Genomic DNA, 21,570 nt, shown 5'->3' with positions numbered 1-21,570 from the left:
AATTTATTTGATAATTTTTATGCGACGACTTATTTAGTTAATATAAAAAATAAAAAATTATCTAAAAACGAGACTATTAAGTTTTCTTGTGAATCTGAAATAAAGATACAGTTTTCGATATCGATTGGAGTTTCATAAAAATCATAGATTGAATCATTTTTTAACTCTATCCATGGGATATTTAGATTTTTTAACATGTTTATTATGAAATTATATCCATCTATGGTTTTTATATTATTATTTAAATTAAATATTATTCCCTTCATGTAAAATACCTCCATAAAATTTATTTTTGTTGTGTATGCATAATAAAATTTTAATAAGTTAACTCTATTCATGTATTTTTAAAATTATAAATCGCGATTTCTTTAATATAAAATAATAATATCGCTATAAAAAACTTGGTTCAATAATAATAAAGACGTATACTATAATAAAAGCGACAAAATAAAAAAGGGAAAATATTATGGAACAACAAATTATAGAGATTATAGTAGATGAAAATAACCAACAATTAGAATTGTTTGGGACACCTATGTTTCCATGCAAGGCGTGTTATTCTGATGTAAATAAATTTGTGACAGGTGATATTTCATGGCATTGGCATGAAGAAATAGAGGTAATAAGAGTGAAAAGTGGGAGTATTCATTTATACTTAGATAATAGTGATTTTATACTAAATGAAGGTGATGGTGTTTTTATAAATTCAAATATACTTCATTATATTAGAGCAGGAACAAGTGAAGAATGTATATTAAATTCGCTTGTGTTTAACAAGAATTTAATTTCTGGAGTGATACAAAGTGTATTTGAGCAAAATTTTGTAAATCCAATTGTTGAAAATAATAATTTAAGTGGAATTGCTTTTTATAAAAATACTTCTTGGGGAGAAGAAGCATCAAATTGTATAAAAAATGCTTTTTTACAATTTGAAAAATCTGAATTTGGATATGAAATTCTAGTAAGAGAGTATTTATCTCATATGTGGTATATTATGCTCAAAAATATACAAGATTTAAATTTAAATAAAAACAATAGAAATGATTTAAACTCAGAGAGGATAAAAAATATACTTTCATTTGTACATAAAAATTATAATAAACAAATAACATTAAATAACATATCGAAAGTTGTAAATTTAAGTGAAAGAGAATGTTTAAGATGTTTTAAAAATACACTTGGAATATCACCAATTCAATATATTTTAAAATATAAAGTATCTATAGCAGCTAAGATGTTAAGTGAAACTAAGGATTCTATTACGATTATAAGTGATACTGTGGGATTTGATAGTCCAAGCTATTTTTCAAAAATTTTCAAGCGATTTATAGGAATTACACCAACCCAATATAGAAATAAAAGTAAATAAAAATATTTATTAATGTAAAATTGATACAAAAATTTGAAAAAATTGCTATAATTTATATAGGAGGTGAGAATATGAGTGTAGTACCATATGTAGTACAACAAACAGGAAACGGGGAGAGAAGTTACGATATATTTTCTAGATTATTATGTGATAGAATTATATTCTTAGGAGAAGAAGTTACAGACGCTTCTGCAAGTGTTGTAATAGCACAACTTTTATTTTTAGAGGCAGAAGATCCAGACAAAGATATTTATCTTTATATAAACTCTCCAGGCGGTTCAGTAACCGCAGGATTTGCAATATACGATACAATGCAACATGTAAAATGTGATGTATCAACTATATGTATAGGGCTTGCAGCAAGTTTTGGATCATTTTTATTAGCAGGTGGAGCAAAAGGAAAGAGATTTGCACTTCCAAATTCTCAAATTATGATTCACCAACCACTAATAGGTGGAAATGGTATACAAGGACAAGCTACAGATATAAAAATAGTAGCCGAAAATTTACTAAAAACTAAAGAAAGACTAAATAGAATTTTAGCTGAAAATACAGGCAAAAGCATAGAAGAAATATATAGAGACACAGATAGAGATAACTTTATGAGTGCTCAAGAAGCCTTAGATTATGGTTTAATCGATTCAATTATAACTAGAAGTGACTCTATAAAATAAATTGTTGATTTTATAGGAAATACTTTTAACATTATAACAATAGAGGTTATAGACTTTCTAAATGAAATTTATTATTTGTAAATAAAATTTTATTACATAGTAAAGTTGTTTAAAATTTACATAACGCAAACTAGGATTAGTACTTTAGTTTAAGTATTAATCCTAGTTTTTATGAGTTAAGTATCTAATTTATAAATATAAAGCTTATTTGTGTCCAAATCAAATAGGGCAAATGTTATGTTATATGCTGCTCTATCATTTATGTTAGTGTCTGCCTCTTCAGGATAATTTTCAGCAAATCTATCTTTAAAATAATAAATTCCGTTTTTTGTTTTAGGAATATTGTAATCAGGTAAAGGTTCGTACACATAATAATTTCCATCTTTTTTTAACTCTCCGCCATATATAATGAGTTTTAAATCTTTTTGCAAAGGGGTTTTCTTCCACTTTTTATTTTTCTCTATATTTTTCAAAAATGAGTTTTTTTCATTTTTATCAAATTGTATAACTGCATATAAATCGCCATCTCCTAAGAATCCCCCGTGAGTATCTTTATAATCCAAGACTTTAGCGTTTTTAGGAATTTCTGTATCTATCATTTCACTATAGTTAACTGAATTATAAGGATCAAAATATTCTATTTTTAATATGAGAACACCAATTGCGACGCATATAAAAATAAATAATAAAATAAAAAATAATCCTAATTTTTTTAACCTAGACATTCTATAATTTACCCCCTTTTTAGTCCTATATTTTATAGATTAACAAGGTATTTTATGAATGTCAATATTTATTTATTGAAAAACAATAAATAAATATTTTAAAACGATAATGGGGGAGTGATGTGTGCAATATAGATAAACAAAAACATAGAAATCTAATCAATAATAATTTAAAATATTAATAACTACTTAAAAATTTAAAAATAATATGGGGGATAATACTATGGAAAATAAAAAGGAAAACAGAGCATTTAATGAAATGTACATAGCTGCTAAAAAACGTCTTGAGGGAAAAAATCCAACAGAAATTGCGAGAAATTCAGGGGCAGAATTTGATGAAGAAAAATCAATTTTAAAAATTAAAAGTCTAGACAGTGTATTTGAATTAGAATATCCAACTTACGATATGAAAGAAAAAAGAGATGACTGGCAGATACTAACTTTACTTCATTATCTAGATTTGGCAGATAATACACCGATTTTATCAAAACAAATTAAATTTGGAGAATTAAAAGACGGACTTATAAGAGGGGCAAGATTCGATAAAACTGTTGAAGCGGAACTAGAACGTTTTTTAAAAAATAAAGATGAAAAACAAGTTATAGAAGTTTTTAAATCTCTAGATGCAAAGTTTATCGATTCAAAAGCAGATTTAAGTGCTGTATTTTATATTTATCCATATTATCCAGTTACAATAAGTGTATGGTTTGAAGATGAAGAATTCCCACCAACAGGCAAAATGTTTCTCGACAAAACTGCAGACCATTATCTTACAATAGAAGATGCAGTAGGAGTTGGCGAGCTTATGATAAAAATTATAAATGAAAGATATAAAAAATTATATTGTAAAAAATAGATAAAGTTATAAATATAAATAGTCTTGTTATATAAATTTGTTTGTGATATATTACAAAGGCAGTTAAGAAAGAAAGGAATTTTTAAAAATGACAGATATAAATGAATTTAATATAACAGACGAAGAACTTCGTGAAATAGAACAAATTACAGAATTAGCACAAGATTGCACAAATAACTTAATAGATTGTTTAGTAGATCCAGATACTGAAGAAAAAGTAGAGTTAGATGAAGAAGATAAAAAAGATATGTATAAATTTATTTTAGATAAAACTATGGAATATGTAGAAGAAAATAATTTACCAGATGATGAAGGTGATTTTGAGAAGTATATTGAGTTTATAATTTCTCATTTACAATAAATATAAATTATTTCTATAAAAAGAAAAACCTAGGTATTAACCTAGGTTTTCATGCGTTTAGTACTCATTTTACGAAAAATGGTGCCGATGACGGGATATTAAAAATTACATTTTATAAATATTTATTTAAATTAATAATAAGTTATAAATGTGTATTTTTCAATGTTGTTATAATGTTTAATCTCCTATAGAATTATTTATTTTTACAGTCATTGTGTTATTATTGTGTTGTTGATGTGTTAAAAAATAAAGAAGTCTAATGTTAGACTTCTATAAATAAATTATTAATTTTATCAACTGCTTCCATTTTCTCACCTTTCATAACGTGAGTATATATATTTAACGTGGTCTGTATATCAGCATGACCCATTAAATGTTGTACTGTTTTTGGTGGTACTCCAGCCTCAAATAATCTTGTTGCGTATGTATGCCTAAGAGCATGGAATTTCATTGGCTCAATATCTAATTTTTTTAAAATACTTTTTAAATTCCTTCCTGGTTTTTTTTCATCTATAATATTTCCAAGCTTATCACATAGAATATAATTATTATTGGTATAAGCTTCACCAGCATATAAAATTAGTTGGTTTTGTTCCTTTTTATGTTTTTTTAATTTACTAATAATATTTAGAGGTATTGGTATAGTTCTATTTGAATTTTTAGTTTTTGGAGTTTGTTCTATTACTTCATACTTAACTATTTTATCACCTTCAAATATAGGTACCCTTTGGATGCTTCTCTGTACTGTTAATTCATTGGTTTTAAAATCTATATCACACCATTTAAGACCTAGAAGCTCACCAAGTCGTAAACCTGTACCAAGTGCAACTATAAACAATAGTTGTAATTCATGACCTTGTATAGCTTCTAAAAATTTGCTTTGTTCTTCTTTAGTTAATACCTTTATTTCTTTATTGTCCTCTATTTTAGGAAGGGTAACAAGCTTGCAATAGTTTTTTAAAATATAACCTTGTCTTTCGGCTTCACCTAAGCATGTTTTTAGATTCGTATTAAGCTGCTTAATTGTTGTTGGCGTAACTCCCTGGTTTAATAAATTATTGTAGTGTCTTTGTAGGTGTGTAGTTCTTAAATCGCATAATTTAATTTTCCCTAATGTGGTATTATTAATATAATTTTTATAAATTCCGTAATATCTATCAAAACTCTTTGGTTTAAGATCTTGTTTTCTGTAGTCAAATAACCAAGTATAAAACCAGTCCTGAATAGTTATTTTTTCTTCGTTTAGGATACCCATAGACATTTTACGTTTATAGTCCTCTAGTTTCTCTTTTACTTCCTTTTGAGTTTTTCCGTAAAATTGCTTTCTATCTGGAGAGCCATTAGGCTTAAATCCTATTTGTATGGAAGCCCTCCAACCCTTCTGTACTCCATTTACTTTGTACGGAACAATAGTTCCTTCACCATTGGCACGTTTACTCATTGTTATACTCCATAATAGTAGATATTTCACTTTTCATAAACCATGTTATTTTATCGGCTTCCACAAAAAAACGTTGATAAGGAATAAAATTACTATTTCTTGTATTTATGTCTAGAATATGGACTAAAAAATCAAATTCTTTATCTCTAATAAAGGAGATTTCTAAATTATATAATTTTAATATTTTAATGGCTTTTTCACACATATTTAAAATTTCTTCTTTGCCCATACCCATATATGGATCATACAAAGAATATATCATATTACGGAGTGTTATTTTTTCACCTATTCCAAAACCTTTTATACCATTTCCGAAATCTGTATAACCTTCTATGTTATCTGGATTAAAAGCACTTATAGGCAAGTTTAAAACATTTGCTATCTTTTTTAAAGTATCAAACGATATTCTTCTAGTACCTTTTTCGTAGTGTGCAATAGCTTGTTCTGATAAACCTATTGCTTCACCTAGTTTTTTCATACTTAAACCTTGTTTTTTTCTTTCATATCTGATTTTTTGACCAGTTTCCATATTATCACCTCAATATAATTATAACTTATATTAGCTAAAAATAAACCCTATTTGTTTAGTTTTTTTAAAAAAGTAGTTGATTTTTATCCAAAATGGATATATTATATAAATATAAAATAAAACCAACCAAATAGGGGGGAGTTCATATGAGATTAAATTTAAAAATAGCAAGAATAAAAAAGGGGTTAAGTCAAGAAGAACTATCTAAAATGATTGATATTAGTAGAACTACATATCGCAATATAGAAAGTGGTAAAACAGAGCCTAAAAGAAATGTTATGGAAAAACTTTCAGAAGCTTTAGACACTCCAATAATGGATTTATTCTTTAATGAATAGGGGGGATAGGAATGAATAATAAAAAAATAATAACAGTAGCCGAATTTTCCAAAAAATATGGCTTTGGGCTTAGATACAGTTACCAGTTAGCTAATGCAGAAGGTTTCCCAATGATAAAAACAGGAAGAAAAATAAATATATTAGCTGATAAAGTAGATGCTTGGTTAGAAAACAATATCGGAAAACAATTTTAAATTGTTAGTAGGTGGTTTTATGCAATACATGATATTACCAATGGATTTAACAGAAAGACAGCTTTTAATATATAACGTTTTATATCGTAGATGTAATTTTAACACTATGGAAGTATGTATAACTATTGATAATATTATTACATCAATTAAAATATTAAATCTTACATATAAGACAGTTTATAGTGATATTAAGGCAATGGAGAAAAAGGGGTATATAAAAACAATTAAAAAAGCTGCAAAGGGTACAGCACCAATTTATAAAATAGTTAAAATTGAAGAATTAGGATACCAAAAGAAAACCAAAGGATACCAAAGGGAAACCAAAACCGAGTGTTTTCAAGGTGTAGAGAGTAATATAGGATACCAAAGGGAAACCAAAGGATACCAAAAGTCCACTAATTCTAATGATAATGATAATGATAATAATATATATAGTCGAGTAATCGACCATTTAAATGTAAAAGCTTCTAAGAGTTTTAAATATACTACTAAAAAAACAAAGTCCTGTATAGATGCAAGAATAAGAGAAGGTTTTAAGGAAGAGGACTTCTTAAAGGTTATTGATATAAAAACAAAAGAGTGGAAAGATAATCCTGATATGAGTAAATATTTAAGACCAGAGACGCTATTTGGAACAAAATTTGAAAGCTACTTACAACAGGAAGTAAAACAAGATCAACCAGAGCAACAATTCAAAAGTTTATACGGAGCTAATAGATTATAGGGGGGATATATATGCAAGTATATACACAAGAAAATAAATTAGCATCTAGTGAATTAGAGCAATCAATTATAGGCTGCATTTTATTAGATAACTATAAGAGTTTAGAGATGATAAAAGATTTAAACTTAAAGGAAAGTGACTTTTATTATGATGATATAAGGGTTTTATTTAATTCTGTAATGGCCTTAGATAGCAGAGGGGAAAAGATAGACATCTTAACCTTAGCTGAATTTTTAGAACGCGAAAATATGCTTCAATCTATAGGAGGGTATCCTAAAATAACAGGTACAACTACAATGGTTTCAGATGTGGAGAGTCTAAGATTTTACATAAACAAGGTAAAAGAGTTATCAAATAAAAGAAAAATAATTCAAGAAATAAGTAACTTATCGGCAGACATAGAAACACTAACCTTAAATGACTTAGAAAATAGAATAACATCAATAAAAGATATAGTTAGTGATACAGGCAGATTTAACAATATGTTTACCAGTGCTAGTGATATAAAAGAAGCTTCTAAAGTTAAGAGCCTTTCAACTGGATTTAATAAGCTTGATAAAGCTTTACATGGATTAGAGTATGGAACTTTAACAGTACTTACAGGAAAACCAGCCACAGGAAAATCAACTATACTAAATCAAATAATCGCTAATACACTATATTATAAAATTCCAGTATTTCTATATAGTGGAGAGCTTCCACAAAAGAAGGTTATGGCGTGGTTTAAAATGACGGTAGCCAATAGTGAGGATATAAAAGAATATACGGACGAATATGGGGCAATTAAATATGGTTTAGATGTAGAAGCTTCTAAGCTTATCCAGGAGTGGAGCAAAGACTTATATATATTTAATGATAATGAAAAACCTTCTGAAACTAATTTGATTAATACAATTAAGTATCTACATAAAGAAAAGTGGGTAAAACTGGTAATACTTGATAATCTAATGACTATGATTACAGATGATCCAACGAATGATGAATATATAAAACAGAAACATCTAGCTAATAGCTTAAAGAAACTAGCTAAAACTTATAACTTAGTAGTAATTTTAGTTGCCCATGAGAAAAAGAAAAGTAAAGACGATAAAAAGAATGTAACAGATATGTTTGATGTATTAGGAGCTAGTGAAATTGTAAATTTGGCTGATTATGTTTTACATTCACAAAGAAACATAATTAGAAGCAAGGAAACAGGGGATATAATAGCTGATACAAGTGGAATATATATATCTAAGAACAGAATAGAAGGTATTCAAGGGGTAGGAATGGATATGATTTTCGATAAAACTAGAAAAAGATTTTATACAGAAGGGGCTAATGAACTAAAAATGGATTACTGTTATAAATCTAAATATGAACAAATAGAAGCTAAAGATATGCCGTTTTAACCTATGGATGACTTAATTCCCAGTAGAAAAATATTAGGGAATAATAAATATAATGTTAGTTTATAAAGTTTTAATAGACCACAGTTTTGTGGTGAACGAATATTTTATAGAGCAAAGTTTGATAAAGGGGGCATTTACATGACTAAAAAGGAAATAATACTAGAATTAGAATCATTAATAAATAGATTAGATAAAGCAGACGAATATTTTAGAAATTTAGATCTTATAGAAGTTGATGAAACAAAAGAATGGAAATTAGTTAAATCTATAATAAAAAGAGCTTCATACCTTCAAGGATTATTAAATGAAATGGAAGGGGGTGCAATGTAATGACTATGACTATTCAATTATTACACCTTATCGCAGAAATTAATCCAACAATGACATTTCAAGAGTTAATAAACTTATTGGTAAAATAAAAAAAGGAGAGAGAATATGGAAAATAAGAAATTACAAGAGGAAGAAATAAAAAAAGAAATAGTAAAAAAAATAGAAGCTATACACGATATAAAATATTTAAAATTAATAAAAATATTTGTATCTAGTTATAAAAATAACGGGGGTGAAAATAATGAGTGAAAAAGAAAGACAAGGCCATATAAAAGCAATTATTGAACTTATGAAGTATTTAGATGATAAACAAATAAAAAGGGTTTATAAGTTAGTTCAATATTTATGGAAAAATAAAAAAGGCACTATCTAAAAGATAATGCCTGGAGTTATATAATATACAACTCAAAACCTAAGATAAGTATATTATATAACTTCTATTATTTCAATAAGGGGGAATAGAAAATGAACAAATGGTACAGATTAGGCAAGGAATTTGCAAAGGAACATACAGACAAAGAGCTAATAAATTACCTACAAAATAATGACTTATGTAATACTTGGAACAAAGGAAAAGACTTTACCGAAAGCGATTATATCAAGTTATGCGATATGGTAGGATCACAAGTAGAACAAGAGAATAAACATTACAGCAAGGGAGAAAGAAAGTATTATTTTTACTGGGGAATGGATGGAAAATAACTAATATAAACGGTGGCTACTGGGTTGCAATTTAGTAGCTGCTTTATTTATATTTATTTTGTAGTTACTACTCCAATAATTACAGTAACTACAGGAAAGGAGATTGATTATGTATTGCGTTATACAGGAAATAGAGAGAAAAACAGAGGACTTAGGAAGCCCAAAGGAACTGGAGGTATATACTTGGAGCTTTTGTGGGGAAACAGTGTATGATTACAGACATTCAAGCGAAAAATTTCAAAGACCTATTAAAAAAGCTTATAAGATAAGTTTACATAAAAGTTACAGAGAAAACGGCAAGGTGAAAAAGAAACAATATAGTATTACCACAATGGGATATTATGATATCTATGAGTTTGCAGTGGAAGACTGCGTACATAGTGGAAAAATCAAAGATTTAGCTGCTGAATTAGGGGTTACAGAGGAATATATTTATAATTTAATCTATAAGAAGTTAAACCCTTTATATGAACAAATTAAAGAAGAATACGAACAAACAGAAGAATATAAAACAAGCCGAAAGCATAGTGAGATTATAAGAAAATATAATGAAGCTAAAATAAAATTTGAACAAAAGTATAATTCTATGAAATTTAATAGATGTTACGATGTATTTCTTAATCTAAGAAACAAAGATTTTTTAGATCAAATTAAAAAGGAATATAAACAACAGCAACAATCATATGAAAACTATCGTAGTTACTACTCCGATAATTACAGTAACCACAATTATAATAATTACAGTAGTTACCAAGTTAATAGCAAAAGTAACTACAACGATGAAGATAAAAAGATATTAAAGAAAATGTATAAGAAGCTAGCTATGGAATTCCATCCAGATAGAAATAATAATAGCGAAGAAAGTCAACGAGCTATGCAAATTATCAACAACTTAAAAGATGAATGGGAAGTATAAACATAGTTACCACTCCAATAATTACAGTAACTACAAATAAAAAAGCTCAGGATAAATACTCCTGAGCTTCTTTTTTTCTTAATAAGAAATAAGAAATTATACTAGAAAATAATTGGAAACAGAAGAAGAGAATAAAATCAAAAACTCAATAAAAATATCTTATCAAAAAGGATTTAATTTATCTCTTCACAATTAAATTATATCAGAAAAATAGTAATTAATCTAATAAATATTATTTTTTTTAACGAAATATGTTAAAATAAAAGTATAGCTTGTTCTTTATTCATGACTAGAGGGTGGGAAAAGCTATAAGTTTTTATTTATAAGTTCTAAAAGCAATAGTTAATTGTCTATAAATTTATTTCTTCACAAATCTAAATTATGGAGGAAAAACTATGATTTTAGGATCAAATAAATACGAAACATTTTTTAATGCTACTTCCAAAGAAGAGGCAGAAATAGCATTACAAAGTCTTATAAAAGATGAAGTAATGAATATGAACATTGTAAATCAATCTTGTAATATTGCGATGTCATCAGAAAGTAAAAAGTTTTATGAAGGACTAAAAAATAAATTAAATGGAATTAATCAAGCAGTAACAGATCCATATTTACCAGTAAAAGATGTTGAAGATGTCCTTCAAAATATCAAAACAGACTCTAAGCTAGTATCAGCAGTAAAAGTATTATCTACAGATAGACCATTAGTAGATATAGTTTTAAATGGTGGTGGAACTGATAGGGCTACCTTCGAACCATTAACAGAAGAAATAACAAAAGAAATAACTGGGAAAGTTAGAATTGAAAGAGTAACACTTGAGAAATTAACAGCATATTTCCAAATAGCACAAGACTTTTGTAGATTTCAGTCATTAGATTATTTAAAAAAATTATTGGTGGCAAACCTAAAAGAAGCTATGATTTTGGGATTAGAAGATAAGATAGTCAATGATATGATAGCATCTCAAACAGTAGAATCAGTTGTAACTTCTACACCAGTAACATCATTCGAAGCCTCTGTAATGCTACCAGTAATAAAACAAGTTCTCAAAGATGACAATGGCAGAACAAAGAAAAGAGATAAAATATTCATGGCAGTAAACGGAGACACATATTTTGAAAAAGTGGCTCCAGCTATGCAAGTAGTAAATGTACAAGGTCAAACTGTGGAGGTTATGCCGTTCCCTACAGAAGTTATAACTGTGGATTCAGTACCAAACAATCGAGCAGTATTATTCGATGCTCAAGCCTATCAATTAGTAATAGGAAAACAAATGGAAGTAAGTGTCTCTGATGAGTTTAAATTCTTAGAGGACATAAAAGTAGCAAAAGCAGTTGAATTATGTGCAGGACTTTGTTTGGACAAATCGGCTAGAGTATTAGATGTAACTAACTTAGCTCCAGCATTTATAAGCGTAAAACAAAAGTAGGTGATACCTATGAATGATATATATATATATGGGGATATAGTAGATGGCTCAGGACTTGTGGAACAGATACAAGAACTTAATGGAGCAGATGAAATAAACGTATATATAAATACAATGGGAGGTTCCTGCCAGGAAGGAATAGCAATAATAAATGCACTAAGAAGAACAGGAGCAACTATCAATACTTATAACACTTCATTTGCTTGTAGTATGGGAGCTACAATCCTATTAGCTGGAGATAATAAATATATGTATGATAATAGTCTGACTATGATACATAATGCTTGGTTAATAGCTTGTGGTAATAGTCAAGAACTTAGACGACAAGCAGATGACTTAGATAAGATTAATCAAGCTATTCTTAATATATATAAACAAGCTACTACATTAGACGAGGCTACTCTAATTCAAATGATGAATGATGAGACTTGGCTAACTTCTGAAGAATGTAAAGACTACTTCAATATTAATATAATATCCAATAAGAATGAGAGTGCAGCAGTAGCTTTTGTAAAAGATAAAGTTATAGAAGCTATCTTACAAGAGAAAAAACGAGCACAACAATCTTATATTGAGAATTTTATTAATAATTTAAAATAATATTTACTGAAGGAACTGAGATATTTTCACAGTTCCTTTATTTATTTTTAAAATTTTTGTAGAATTTTGCCCCCCTATATTGCTCGAATTCAAGTTAGGAGATACATTTTAACGGTGGAGAGGAAACAACAAATCCAAAATATTATAAATCTTCGTGCGAGGTGTTATAAATAAAATGTATTGATATTATATATTTTTAACACAACAAAATTATAGTTTAAATTTAAACATAAAAAAATGAGCTATTTATTTCGATTCTAAGGCGATTTAAAAGCTTTTTAATATTATTTATCTATATTACTAAAGGGGATGATTATATGACTAACCAGGAGTATTTAAAATGGGAACTAATGCTAAAGAAGATAGCACGAAAATATAAAAATAATAAATTTGGCATAGATATGGAGGAGTTAGTTCAAATTGGAGCATTAGCATTAATAAATGTTTTTGATACATATGACGAAACCAAAGGAGCTTCTGAATTAACTTATTATTATACTTGTGTAGAAAAATATATATTACGAGAATTTCAAAATCTAGGAAGGGCGAAAAGATTTTGTAATCATTCAATTTCCTTGAATAGACCAATAAATAATGATGATGATACATACCTGGATGAAATCATTCCAGATAGAACTATAAACATAGAAAAAACAGTACTAGATACATTAATCATAAAAGACTATATAAGTGAAATAAATAGAGTCCTTAATGGAAATCAAAGGGATATTATACTTTTTAAGACATTTGATGATAAGAGCGATAAAGAAATTGCTGATATATTAGAAATTGAAATAACAAAGGTATCACAGATTTATTATAAAGCAAAAGATAAACTTATTAGAAAAAGTAATTTAATTAGGTTAAAATTTTTTGAGTTAGAAAGATCTAAACTTAATAACTGGAAAAGTACATACTGGAATGAAGCTATTTATTATGAAACGGAAATAGAAAATTTAAAAAGAGCTATTAGAAGAGAAAACAAGGATAAAACATATAATTTTTCCAATTGTGTTGTAAATGTGTTGTTTTCTTATGGGAATAAAAAAAACCTAGCCCTTACAGTCTAGGTTTTTCAATGCGTTTAGTAATCATATGTAAAAAAATGGTGCCGATGACGGGAGTCGAACCCGTATGGATTTCTCCGCACGATTTTGAGTCGTGTGCGTATGCCAATTCCGCCACATCGGCCAATAAATTTGCTACTTTTATATTATATCAACACAAATTGAATTAATCAAGCACAATTTATATATATTGGAAAAAAGAATGGATTGATAAAAATTATAATATCATAAGGATTTAAAAAACTTATGAAAAAAGTAAAAAAAGTAAATAATAAAGTGGATATAATATAAACTGAAATATATTTATGGATTTTGAGATTTTAATCTTAATAGATTAGAATAAGTATGTTATGATTAAATGATAGGGTACACGAGCAAATAAGATAAACAGTAGGAGTGATAAATTTTGGAAAATACATTAATAATTATAGATGGAAACTCGATAATTAATAGAGCATTTTATGCATTGCCAGATATGAGTAATAGTGATGGACTTAAAACAAACGCTATATTTGGATTCGTGCGTATGATGTTTAAAATAATAGAAGATTATCAACCGACTCATATGAGTGTGGCATTTGATAAAAAGGCACCAACTTTCAGACATAAACAATATGCTGATTACAAAGCTGGTAGAAAAAAAATGCCTGATGAATTAGGTCAACAATTGGAACCTTTAAAAGAATTATTAGATAAGTTCAATATAAATAGATTGGAACTTGCAGGATATGAAGCTGATGATATAATCGGTACAGTTGCAAAATTAGGAGAAGAAAACAACTTCAAAGTTTACATAGTTACAGGAGATAAAGATGCGATACAATTAGCATCACACAAAACAACAACTTTAATAACTAAAAAAGGTGTTGGTGAAGTTGAAGAATACAACTACGATTCAGTAGTAGAAAGATATGAAATGACACCTACACAGTTTATCGATTTAAAAGGTCTTATGGGAGATAAATCTGATAATATACCAGGTGTACCAGGTATAGGTGAAAAAACAGGAATAAAACTTCTAAAACAGTACTCAACTATAGAAAATCTTATAGAACATACTGATGAATTAAAAGGAAGTATAAAGAAGAAAATAGAAGAAAATAAAGAGCTAGCTTTAATGAGTAAAGAATTAGCTACTATAATAACAAATGTTCCACTAGATATTAAATTAGAAGATTTAGAATATGGTGATTACAATAAAGACGATGTTATAGAAAAATTCAAGGAATTTGGTTTCACAAGTCTTATTTCAAAATTACTTGAAATGGATGGTGGGGAAACTAGCATAAAAGAAGAAGTAAATTTAAAAGTACAACATCTAGACAACGTAGAAGATTTTATTGAAAAAGCAAAAGAAAATAAAAAAGTAATAATAGATGTTATAGGTAGAGAAGGTAATATACTAGATAAAAAAGTCATAAACGTATTTTTAAGTTTAGATGGAGAAGAAATATACTATATAAATGAAGATGAACTATCAAAAATAGAAAGTCTACTATCAGACTCTGAAATTAAAAAACATGGATACGACTTAAAAGAAGATTATATACTACTTAAACCTTATGAAATAGAATTAAATGCTATGGACTTTGATATAACTATAGCAGAGTATTTAATTGACTCTAAATCTTCTACTTCATATGAATGTAGTGCAATTGCTATGAAATATTTAACTAGAAAAATAAAATCAAAAGAAGATTTACTTGGAAAAGGTGCAAAAGCGAAAAAATTCGACGAAATAGATTTTGATGAACTTTCAGCATATACAGCAGATATAATAAATACAATAGCCTGTGTATATCCAAAAATGGAAGAAAAACTAAAAGAAACTGAAATGGATGGATTATTCTATCATGTTGAAATGCCTCTTGTTGAAGTTTTAGGTTCTATGGAATACATAGGAATGAAAGTTGACAAAGATCAATTAAACGAATTAAAAGAAAAATTCACAACAATAATAAATGAATTAGAAAATGAAATATTCGAATTAGCAGGAGAGCCTTTTAATATAAATTCACCAAAGCAATTAGGTGTAATATTATTTGAAAAATTAGGACTTCCAGTAATTAAAAAGACTAAAACAGGATATTCAACAAATGCAGAAGTTTTAGAAAAACTAAGAGATAAACATGAAATAATAGATAAAATAACAGACTATAGACAAATTGTGAAGTTAAATTCAACTTATGTTGAAGGATTATTAAAAATAATAAATCCTAAAACAGGAAGAATACATTCTTCATTTAACCAAACTATAACAACTACAGGAAGAATTTCTTCTACTGAACCTAATATGCAAAACATACCTGTTAAAACTGAAATGGGTAGAGATATAAGAAAAGTATTTGTAGCAGATGATAATTGTAAATTAGTCGATGCCGATTATTCTCAAGTTGAGCTTAGGGTTTTAGCTCATATGAGTGGCGACGAAAATATGATAGATGCATTTAAACATGGAGAAGATATACATTCAAAAACTGCATCTCAAATATTTGATGTAGATATAAAAGACGTTACAAGTAAACAAAGAATAGAAGCTAAGGCTATAAACTTCGGTATAATCTACGGTAAAACGGATTTTGGTCTTTCTCAAGATTTAAATATACCAGTACCTACTGCAAAAGCATATATTGAAAGTTATTTCAGCAAATATCCAAAAATAAAAGAATTTATGGATAATGCAGTAGAAACTGCTACAGAAACAGGTTATGCAACAACTATACTAAACAGAAGAAGATATATACCAGAAATAAAAGCGAGCAACTTTATTGTAAGAAACCAAGGCAAGAGATTTGCTATGAATGCACCTATTCAAGGTAGCGCTGCAGATATAATAAAAGTAGCTATGGTAAATGTATACAACAAACTAAAAGAAAATGAAATGAAATCTAAACTTATACTTCAAGTACACGATGAGCTTATCGTAGAAGCAGTAGATGAAGAGTTAGAATTAGCTGAAAAGATAGTAAGAGAAGAAATGGAAAATGCACAATCTATGGATGTAAAATTAGATGTGGATTTAAATACAGGTAACTCTTGGTATGAAACAAAGTAGGTGAAAATATGTTAGTATTGGGGCTTACAGGAAATATTGGATGTGGAAAAAGCAGTGTATCTACTATTTTTATGGAAAACAACATAAAAGTAGTAGATGCCGATATAGTAGCTAGGCAAATATTTGACGATAAAAACTTATTAAATGAAGTATTTTCAACTTTTGGTGAGAGTATTAAAAATCAAGATGGAAGTTTAAATAGAAGAGCATTGGGAAATATCGTATTTAACGATGACGAAAAATTAATTCTTCTAAATAATTTAACTCATCCAAAAATAAAACAGAAAATACTATCTAAAGTTGAGGAATATAAAAATCAAGGCGAAAAAATTGTCGTGATAGATGCTGCATTATTAATAGAAGACGATTATATTCCATATATACAAAAATTAATTTTAATAACTTGTAGAAAAGAGATACAGATTAATAGAATTATAGCTAGGGATAACTGTACAAAAGAAGAGGCGATTAGTAGAATAAATTCTCAAATGAGTCAAGAAGAAAAAGTAAAGTTTGCAGATTATATTATCGATAATTCAAATTCATTTGAAGAATTACAAAAGAAAGTTTTAGAGCTAATAAGCGTTTTACAAGGAGAAAGAGAGTGAAAAAAAAATTAATCTTAATTCTATTTATTATAATAGTATTGGGGGCAGCTTTATATATAGGAAAAGATGAAGTATATAAATATCTTTATCCTAAAAAATACTCAGATTACGTAGAATTTTATTCAAAAGAATATAATATAGATGAAGATTTAGTTTACAGCATAATAAAAGCAGAAAGTAAATTTAAAAAGGACGCAGTTTCAAGAAGAGGTGCAAAAGGTCTTATGCAAATTGGTGATGGAACGAGAGATTGGGCCATGGAAGAACTTGATATAAAAGACGCAGATATTTTTGAACCTGAAGATAATATAAGAATAGGATGTTGGTATTTAAATAAGCTATATAGAGAATTCGGAGATATAGATTTAGTTATAGCAGCTTATAATGGGGGATCAGGTAATGTAAAGAAATGGTTAGCTGATGAGGCATATAGTCAAGACGGAGAAAATTTACATACTATTCCTTTTAAAGAGACATCTGCTTATGTAGAAAAAGTAAAACATAATTACGAAATGTATAAAAAAATCTATAACTAGAAAGGTACAATAAGATGAAGAAGGTAGTAAAATTAATAAGTCTACTTTTAGCTACGATGGTATTTGTTACAGGGTGTAAATCAGATACTGATGTAAAAAGCAATGAGGTAAAGACATCGAAAAAGACTTCAGAATATATAAACTTAACAATGATAAGGGCGAGTACAATTAATCCTATTTTAAATACGGATAAATCAGTAAGTTATGTATTAGATTTAGTGTATGATAGCCTATTTGAATTAGATGAAAATTATAATATTCAACCTAAACTAGTAGAGTCTTATAGTATTTCATCTAACAACAAAAAAATAGATATAACCCTAAAAGACAATATAAAATGGCATGATGGGGAAAGTCTTACAGCTAAAGATGTTAAGTATACATATGAATTAATAAATGAAAATAAAGATAGTGCTTATAATAGTTTAGTATCAAATATAAGTGGAATAACAGTACATGGAAGCAAAAAACTAACTATAAACTTTAAAGACAGCTATGCATTTTCATTAGAAACTTTAATTTTTCCAATAGTATCAAAAGATAAATTAGATGGATTAAAAACTGATGAATTAAAATTAGCCAAAAATAATTTAGTTGGTTCAGGTGCTTATAAAATAAAAAAATACGAAGACCGAGATTATATGATTTTAGAATTAAATAGTGACTATTATGATTTAAATAAAGATAATAACAAAAAAGAAGTATATGTTAAAATGGTTCCAGATACTGAATCACAAACAGAAATGGTTTTATCTTTAGATAGTGATATAAGTAAGGTTACATTAGGTAGTATAAGTAAATTCACAGACAATGATAATTTTGTAATAAATAAATATCAAGGAAGAAATTATGACTATGTACTGTTTAACTACGACAACAAGTACTTGAATAATCTAGATATAAGAAAAGCTATCTCATTTGCAGTAGATAGAAAGTCTATTATAAAAGATGCTTATTCTGATAGGGCGAAATTAAGTAATTTCCCTTTAAACTCTACATCAGAATACTATGATAGCGACTTAAAACCTCTATCTTATAATACTGAAAATGCTCAAAATTATTTAAAGAAAGCAGTATTATCTTTAGATAATACAGATAACAACACTGCTTCTAGCAAAAGTAATAATACAAATTCAGCAGATTCTACAGACAACAATAAAAATGATGTAAATTCTATTGAAAACACTAAATCAGAAGATACGAATAAAGTTGCTTCAGATGGTAATATTAAAAATAATACAGAGCAAACTTCTAATAATTCTGAAGATACAACTGCTAAAAATAATACATCAACTGACAAAACTAACAAACAAGAAAAAAGAACATTCAAAGATGTAACACACTCTGAAGTAAAAGAAATGTTAAAAGACATTACATTTAAAATAATAGTAAACAAAAACAATACTGAAAGAGTAAAAGCAGCTAATATCATAAGCAATAATTTAGAAGCAATAGGAATAAAAACAGAAATAAAAGATCTAACTGAAGATGATATGCAAAAAGCATTAAAAGAAAAAGATTATGACTTAGCTCTTATAGGATGTGAATTACCTGCTGTTTCTGATGCTACATATGTACTTAACAAACTTGGATACAGCGATAAAAAATTAGATAAATACATCACACAACTTCAAAATGCAACTTCAGAAGAAGAAATAAAAAGCATATATAAAACTATACAAAAATATGTAAAAGAAAAAGCTATCTTTATAAGTTTTGGTATATTAAATGATTATGTTGTATTAAATGGACGACTAAAAGGTGAATTAAACTCTAATGATTTTGATGTATACTCTGGTATAGATAAAATTAAAATGGACTAATATTATTTTTAAATTGAAAATTATTATTAGTAGAGTTTTTTTATATTATATGCTATAATATACCCATACAGGGTATATATGGAGGTGTAAACAATGGAAAAAAAATTATTAATTGAAGGAATGAGTTGTAATCATTGCGTTAACCATGTAAAAACAGCACTAACAGAAGACATAAAAGGTATAGACGTAAAAGAAGTTAATCTAGATGGCAAATATGCTTTAGTAGATATGGCTGATGGAGTTAACGAAGATGAATTAAAAGCTTTAATAGCTGATTTAGGATTTGAATTAAAGGCAATACAATAGATACATATTATCTATAAGGGTTTAAAAATAAAATTAAAAGATCAATTTTATGATTTTTTACAAAAAACTATAAAAAAACGGCCTTAAATAGGTCGTTTTTTTATATTAGTACATATTCAATTCTTATTAGAGTAGTAAACTAGATTCATTGGAATTTTTGTGGGTATAAATTCAATGTAATAAATAATATAAAAGCATAATTTGAAATAGAATAGGAAATAAATATATTAAAGGAAAAAATTAAACGAGGTGTAATAATGAACAATATACTAGAACAAGCACAGGCTATAAAAAATGACATAGTAGAATATAGAAGAACTATTCATGAAAATCCAGAAGTTGGAGATACACTACCTAAAACAAAAGCATATGTAATGGATAAATTAAGAGAACTTGGTTATGAACCAAAAGAAATATGCGAAAGTGGAATAGTTGCTACAATAGAAGGTCCAAAACCAGGAAAAACATTCTTATTAAGAGCTGATATGGATGCACTTCCAATGGAAGAAACTCCAAATTGTGACTTCGCATCTAAAAACGGAGCAATGCACTCTTGTGGACATGATATGCATACAGCTATGTTACTTGGAGCTGCTAAATTATTAAGACAAAACCAAGACCAAATAGAAGGAACAGTAAAATTAGTATTCCAACCAGATGAAGAAGGATTTACAGGTGCTAAAAAAATGATAGAAGCAGGCGTTTTAGAAAATCCTAAAGTTGATGCTGCTATGGCAATGCACGTAAACTCAGGAACTCCTTCTAACTTAGTAGTATGCGGATTAGGTACTAGTATAGGTGGATGTAATAGATTCAGAATAGTTGTAAATGGAACTGGATGCCATGGAGCTATGCCTGAAACTGGTGTAGACCCAATATTCATAGCTACTCAAATATATTCTGCTATACAAGAAATAACTAACAGAGAAATAGTTGCTACTCAACCAGTTGTTATAACAATAGGTAAATTTGTTGGTGGAGATGCACCAAACATAATACCAGGTCAAGTTATTATGGAAGGTACTATAAGAACATTAGACAAAGAAGTAGGAGAATATGTATTCAAAAGAATGGGTGAAATAGTTACTTCTACTGCTAAAATGTTCAGAGGAGAAGCTGAATTAATAGAATTATCTTCTGTACCACCACTAGCAAACGACAAAGATTTAGCTAACGAAGTTACTGGTTATGTAAAAGACATAGTAGGTGAACAAGGCGTATTCTTATTTGAAGGTGGCGGAATGGGTTCTGAAGACTTCGCTTCTTATTCTTATGAAGTTCCAAGTTTATACTTAATATTAGGAGCTGGAGCTAAAAACGAAAATCCTTTATATGGTGAACCAATGCACAACACTAAAGTAGTATTCAATGAAGATGTACTTGTAACTGGAGCAGCAATTCACACATATGGAGCTATAAACTGGTTAAAAAACCACAAATAAGCTTATTTAAATAATAAAATATAAAATACTTATTAAAAATAATACAAAACCTGCAAATTTTATATTAGACTTTGCAGGTTTTTGTAATAATAAATACATATAATTACTGTAGAGTTATATTGACCGATGCCTAATCGCATCTTTCCCTTCGGG

26 protein-coding genes and 1 tRNA gene are annotated in these 21,570 nt (G+C 27.8%); 22 read left to right on the top strand and 5 right to left on the bottom strand.

The annotated features are described in order from the left end of the window. Positions 1 to 29: 29 nt before the first annotated feature. On the bottom strand, positions 30 to 266 hold the full coding sequence (locus I4U58_RS05385; RefSeq protein ID WP_195930011.1) for a hypothetical protein: 237 nt from the start codon (positions 264 to 266) through the stop codon (positions 30 to 32). 200 nt (positions 267 to 466) lie between these two features. On the opposite strand from I4U58_RS05385, the gene I4U58_RS05380 reads away from it, so the two are divergent. Continuing rightward, a complete protein-coding gene (locus tag I4U58_RS05380; protein ID WP_195930010.1) occupies positions 467 to 1,369 on the top strand; it encodes an AraC family transcriptional regulator in 903 nt (300 codons plus the stop codon). Positions 1,370 to 1,440: 71 nt separating this feature from the next. Then, positions 1,441 to 2,043 (top strand): ATP-dependent Clp endopeptidase proteolytic subunit ClpP, encoded by a 603-nt coding sequence (clpP, locus tag I4U58_RS05375; protein WP_022072609.1) that lies wholly within the window; start codon positions 1,441 to 1,443, stop codon positions 2,041 to 2,043. 176 nt (positions 2,044 to 2,219) lie between these two features. Here clpP and I4U58_RS05370 read toward each other — a convergent pair whose 3' ends face one another. Then, positions 2,220 to 2,768, bottom strand: coding sequence for a hypothetical protein (locus I4U58_RS05370; protein WP_022072608.1), 549 nt, complete (start codon positions 2,766 to 2,768; stop codon positions 2,220 to 2,222). 223 nt (positions 2,769 to 2,991) lie between these two features. Here I4U58_RS05370 and I4U58_RS05365 point away from each other — a divergent pair, with 223 nt between their 5' ends. Both I4U58_RS05365 and I4U58_RS05360 read left to right on the top strand, forming a co-directional pair. Next, on the top strand, positions 2,992 to 3,624 hold the full coding sequence (locus I4U58_RS05365; RefSeq protein WP_243269565.1) for a DUF3786 domain-containing protein: 633 nt from the start codon (positions 2,992 to 2,994) through the stop codon (positions 3,622 to 3,624). A gap of 88 nt (positions 3,625 to 3,712) precedes the next feature. Further along, the gene (locus I4U58_RS05360) at positions 3,713 to 3,985 is read left to right on the top strand and encodes a hypothetical protein (protein WP_195930008.1); all 273 of its coding nucleotides are present in this window, start codon (positions 3,713 to 3,715) and stop codon (positions 3,983 to 3,985) included. 262 nt (positions 3,986 to 4,247) lie between these two features. On the opposite strand, the gene I4U58_RS05355 is transcribed toward I4U58_RS05360, so the two are convergent. Both I4U58_RS05355 and I4U58_RS05350 read right to left on the bottom strand, forming a co-directional pair. Next, positions 4,248 to 5,426 carry a site-specific integrase gene (locus I4U58_RS05355; RefSeq protein ID WP_195930007.1) on the bottom strand — a complete coding sequence of 393 codons (1,179 nt, stop codon included), beginning with the start codon at positions 5,424 to 5,426 and terminating at the stop codon, positions 4,248 to 4,250. Next, the gene (locus I4U58_RS05350; RefSeq protein ID WP_195930006.1) at positions 5,419 to 5,955 is read right to left on the bottom strand and encodes a helix-turn-helix transcriptional regulator; all 537 of its coding nucleotides are present in this window, start codon (positions 5,953 to 5,955) and stop codon (positions 5,419 to 5,421) included. The genes I4U58_RS05355 and I4U58_RS05350 overlap by 8 nt, the downstream gene beginning before the upstream one ends. A gap of 146 nt (positions 5,956 to 6,101) precedes the next feature. Between I4U58_RS05350 and I4U58_RS05345 the strand changes: the two genes are divergently transcribed. The 12 genes from I4U58_RS05345 to I4U58_RS05295 all read left to right on the top strand — a co-directional run bounded on the left by I4U58_RS05345 (position 6,102) and on the right by I4U58_RS05295 (position 13,650). After that, positions 6,102 to 6,293 (top strand): helix-turn-helix transcriptional regulator, encoded by a 192-nt coding sequence (locus I4U58_RS05345; RefSeq protein WP_195930005.1) that lies wholly within the window; start codon positions 6,102 to 6,104, stop codon positions 6,291 to 6,293. Between the two features lie 11 nt (positions 6,294 to 6,304). After that, the gene (locus tag I4U58_RS05340; protein WP_195930004.1) at positions 6,305 to 6,487 is read left to right on the top strand and encodes a DNA-binding protein; all 183 of its coding nucleotides are present in this window, start codon (positions 6,305 to 6,307) and stop codon (positions 6,485 to 6,487) included. Positions 6,488 to 6,506: 19 nt separating this feature from the next. After that, positions 6,507 to 7,211, top strand: coding sequence for a conserved phage C-terminal domain-containing protein (locus I4U58_RS05335; RefSeq protein ID WP_195930003.1), 705 nt, complete (start codon positions 6,507 to 6,509; stop codon positions 7,209 to 7,211). A gap of 11 nt (positions 7,212 to 7,222) precedes the next feature. Continuing rightward, complete coding sequence (locus I4U58_RS05330) at positions 7,223 to 8,602, top strand: DnaB-like helicase C-terminal domain-containing protein (RefSeq protein ID WP_195930002.1); 1,380 nt, start codon at positions 7,223 to 7,225, stop codon at positions 8,600 to 8,602. A gap of 138 nt (positions 8,603 to 8,740) precedes the next feature. Continuing rightward, positions 8,741 to 8,932: a hypothetical protein gene (locus tag I4U58_RS05325; protein WP_195930001.1), complete on the top strand. Its 192-nt coding sequence runs from the start codon at positions 8,741 to 8,743 to the stop codon at positions 8,930 to 8,932. Between the two features lie 105 nt (positions 8,933 to 9,037). Continuing rightward, the gene (locus I4U58_RS05320; protein WP_195930000.1) at positions 9,038 to 9,181 is read left to right on the top strand and encodes a hypothetical protein; all 144 of its coding nucleotides are present in this window, start codon (positions 9,038 to 9,040) and stop codon (positions 9,179 to 9,181) included. Then, positions 9,174 to 9,305 carry a hypothetical protein gene (locus I4U58_RS14240; RefSeq protein WP_279325552.1) on the top strand — a complete coding sequence of 44 codons (132 nt, stop codon included), beginning with the start codon at positions 9,174 to 9,176 and terminating at the stop codon, positions 9,303 to 9,305. The genes I4U58_RS05320 and I4U58_RS14240 overlap by 8 nt, the downstream gene beginning before the upstream one ends. Before the next feature lie 92 nt (positions 9,306 to 9,397). Then, entirely contained in the window at positions 9,398 to 9,634 is a 237-nt protein-coding gene (locus I4U58_RS05315; RefSeq protein ID WP_195929999.1) for a hypothetical protein, read from the top strand. A 109-nt stretch (positions 9,635 to 9,743) separates the two neighbouring features. Next, positions 9,744 to 10,550, top strand: a complete 807-nt coding sequence (locus I4U58_RS05310) for a DnaJ domain-containing protein (protein WP_195929998.1) — start codon at positions 9,744 to 9,746, stop codon at positions 10,548 to 10,550. A gap of 395 nt (positions 10,551 to 10,945) precedes the next feature. Next, entirely contained in the window at positions 10,946 to 11,980 is a 1,035-nt protein-coding gene (locus tag I4U58_RS05305; protein ID WP_195929997.1) for a hypothetical protein, read from the top strand. A 9-nt stretch (positions 11,981 to 11,989) separates the two neighbouring features. Beyond that, positions 11,990 to 12,580 carry a head maturation protease, ClpP-related gene (locus I4U58_RS05300; protein WP_195929996.1) on the top strand — a complete coding sequence of 197 codons (591 nt, stop codon included), beginning with the start codon at positions 11,990 to 11,992 and terminating at the stop codon, positions 12,578 to 12,580. A gap of 317 nt (positions 12,581 to 12,897) precedes the next feature. Then, positions 12,898 to 13,650, top strand: coding sequence for a sigma-70 family RNA polymerase sigma factor (locus I4U58_RS05295; protein ID WP_177548329.1), 753 nt, complete (start codon positions 12,898 to 12,900; stop codon positions 13,648 to 13,650). 36 nt (positions 13,651 to 13,686) lie between these two features. On the opposite strand, the gene I4U58_RS05290 is transcribed toward I4U58_RS05295, so the two are convergent. Further along, a tRNA-Leu gene (locus tag I4U58_RS05290) sits at positions 13,687 to 13,771 on the bottom strand. Between the two features lie 279 nt (positions 13,772 to 14,050). Between I4U58_RS05290 and polA the strand changes: the two genes are divergently transcribed. The 6 genes from polA to I4U58_RS05260 all read left to right on the top strand — a co-directional run bounded on the left by polA (position 14,051) and on the right by I4U58_RS05260 (position 21,417). Beyond that, complete coding sequence (gene polA / locus I4U58_RS05285) at positions 14,051 to 16,702, top strand: DNA polymerase I (protein WP_347708163.1); 2,652 nt, start codon at positions 14,051 to 14,053, stop codon at positions 16,700 to 16,702. Between the two features lie 8 nt (positions 16,703 to 16,710). Further along, complete coding sequence (gene coaE / locus I4U58_RS05280; RefSeq protein WP_195929994.1) at positions 16,711 to 17,310, top strand: dephospho-CoA kinase; 600 nt, start codon at positions 16,711 to 16,713, stop codon at positions 17,308 to 17,310. Further along, a complete protein-coding gene (locus I4U58_RS05275) occupies positions 17,307 to 17,846 on the top strand; it encodes a lytic transglycosylase domain-containing protein (protein WP_195929993.1) in 540 nt (179 codons plus the stop codon). The genes coaE and I4U58_RS05275 overlap by 4 nt, the downstream gene beginning before the upstream one ends. A 14-nt stretch (positions 17,847 to 17,860) precedes the next feature. Next, entirely contained in the window at positions 17,861 to 19,669 is a 1,809-nt protein-coding gene (locus tag I4U58_RS05270; protein WP_195929992.1) for an ABC transporter substrate-binding protein, read from the top strand. 93 nt (positions 19,670 to 19,762) lie between these two features. Further along, a complete protein-coding gene (locus tag I4U58_RS05265) occupies positions 19,763 to 19,975 on the top strand; it encodes a heavy-metal-associated domain-containing protein (protein WP_195929991.1) in 213 nt (70 codons plus the stop codon). A 257-nt stretch (positions 19,976 to 20,232) separates the two neighbouring features. After that, positions 20,233 to 21,417 (top strand): M20 family metallopeptidase, encoded by a 1,185-nt coding sequence (locus I4U58_RS05260; protein ID WP_195929990.1) that lies wholly within the window; start codon positions 20,233 to 20,235, stop codon positions 21,415 to 21,417. The last annotated feature ends 153 nt before the right edge of the window (positions 21,418 to 21,570 follow it).

It is taken from the genome of Clostridium sp. 1001270J_160509_D11, assembly GCF_015667935.1.
In the GTDB taxonomy this organism is placed as follows: Bacteria; Bacillota; Clostridia; order Peptostreptococcales; family Peptostreptococcaceae; genus Intestinibacter.
This window is presented reverse-complemented; position numbering and strand designations above follow the sequence as displayed.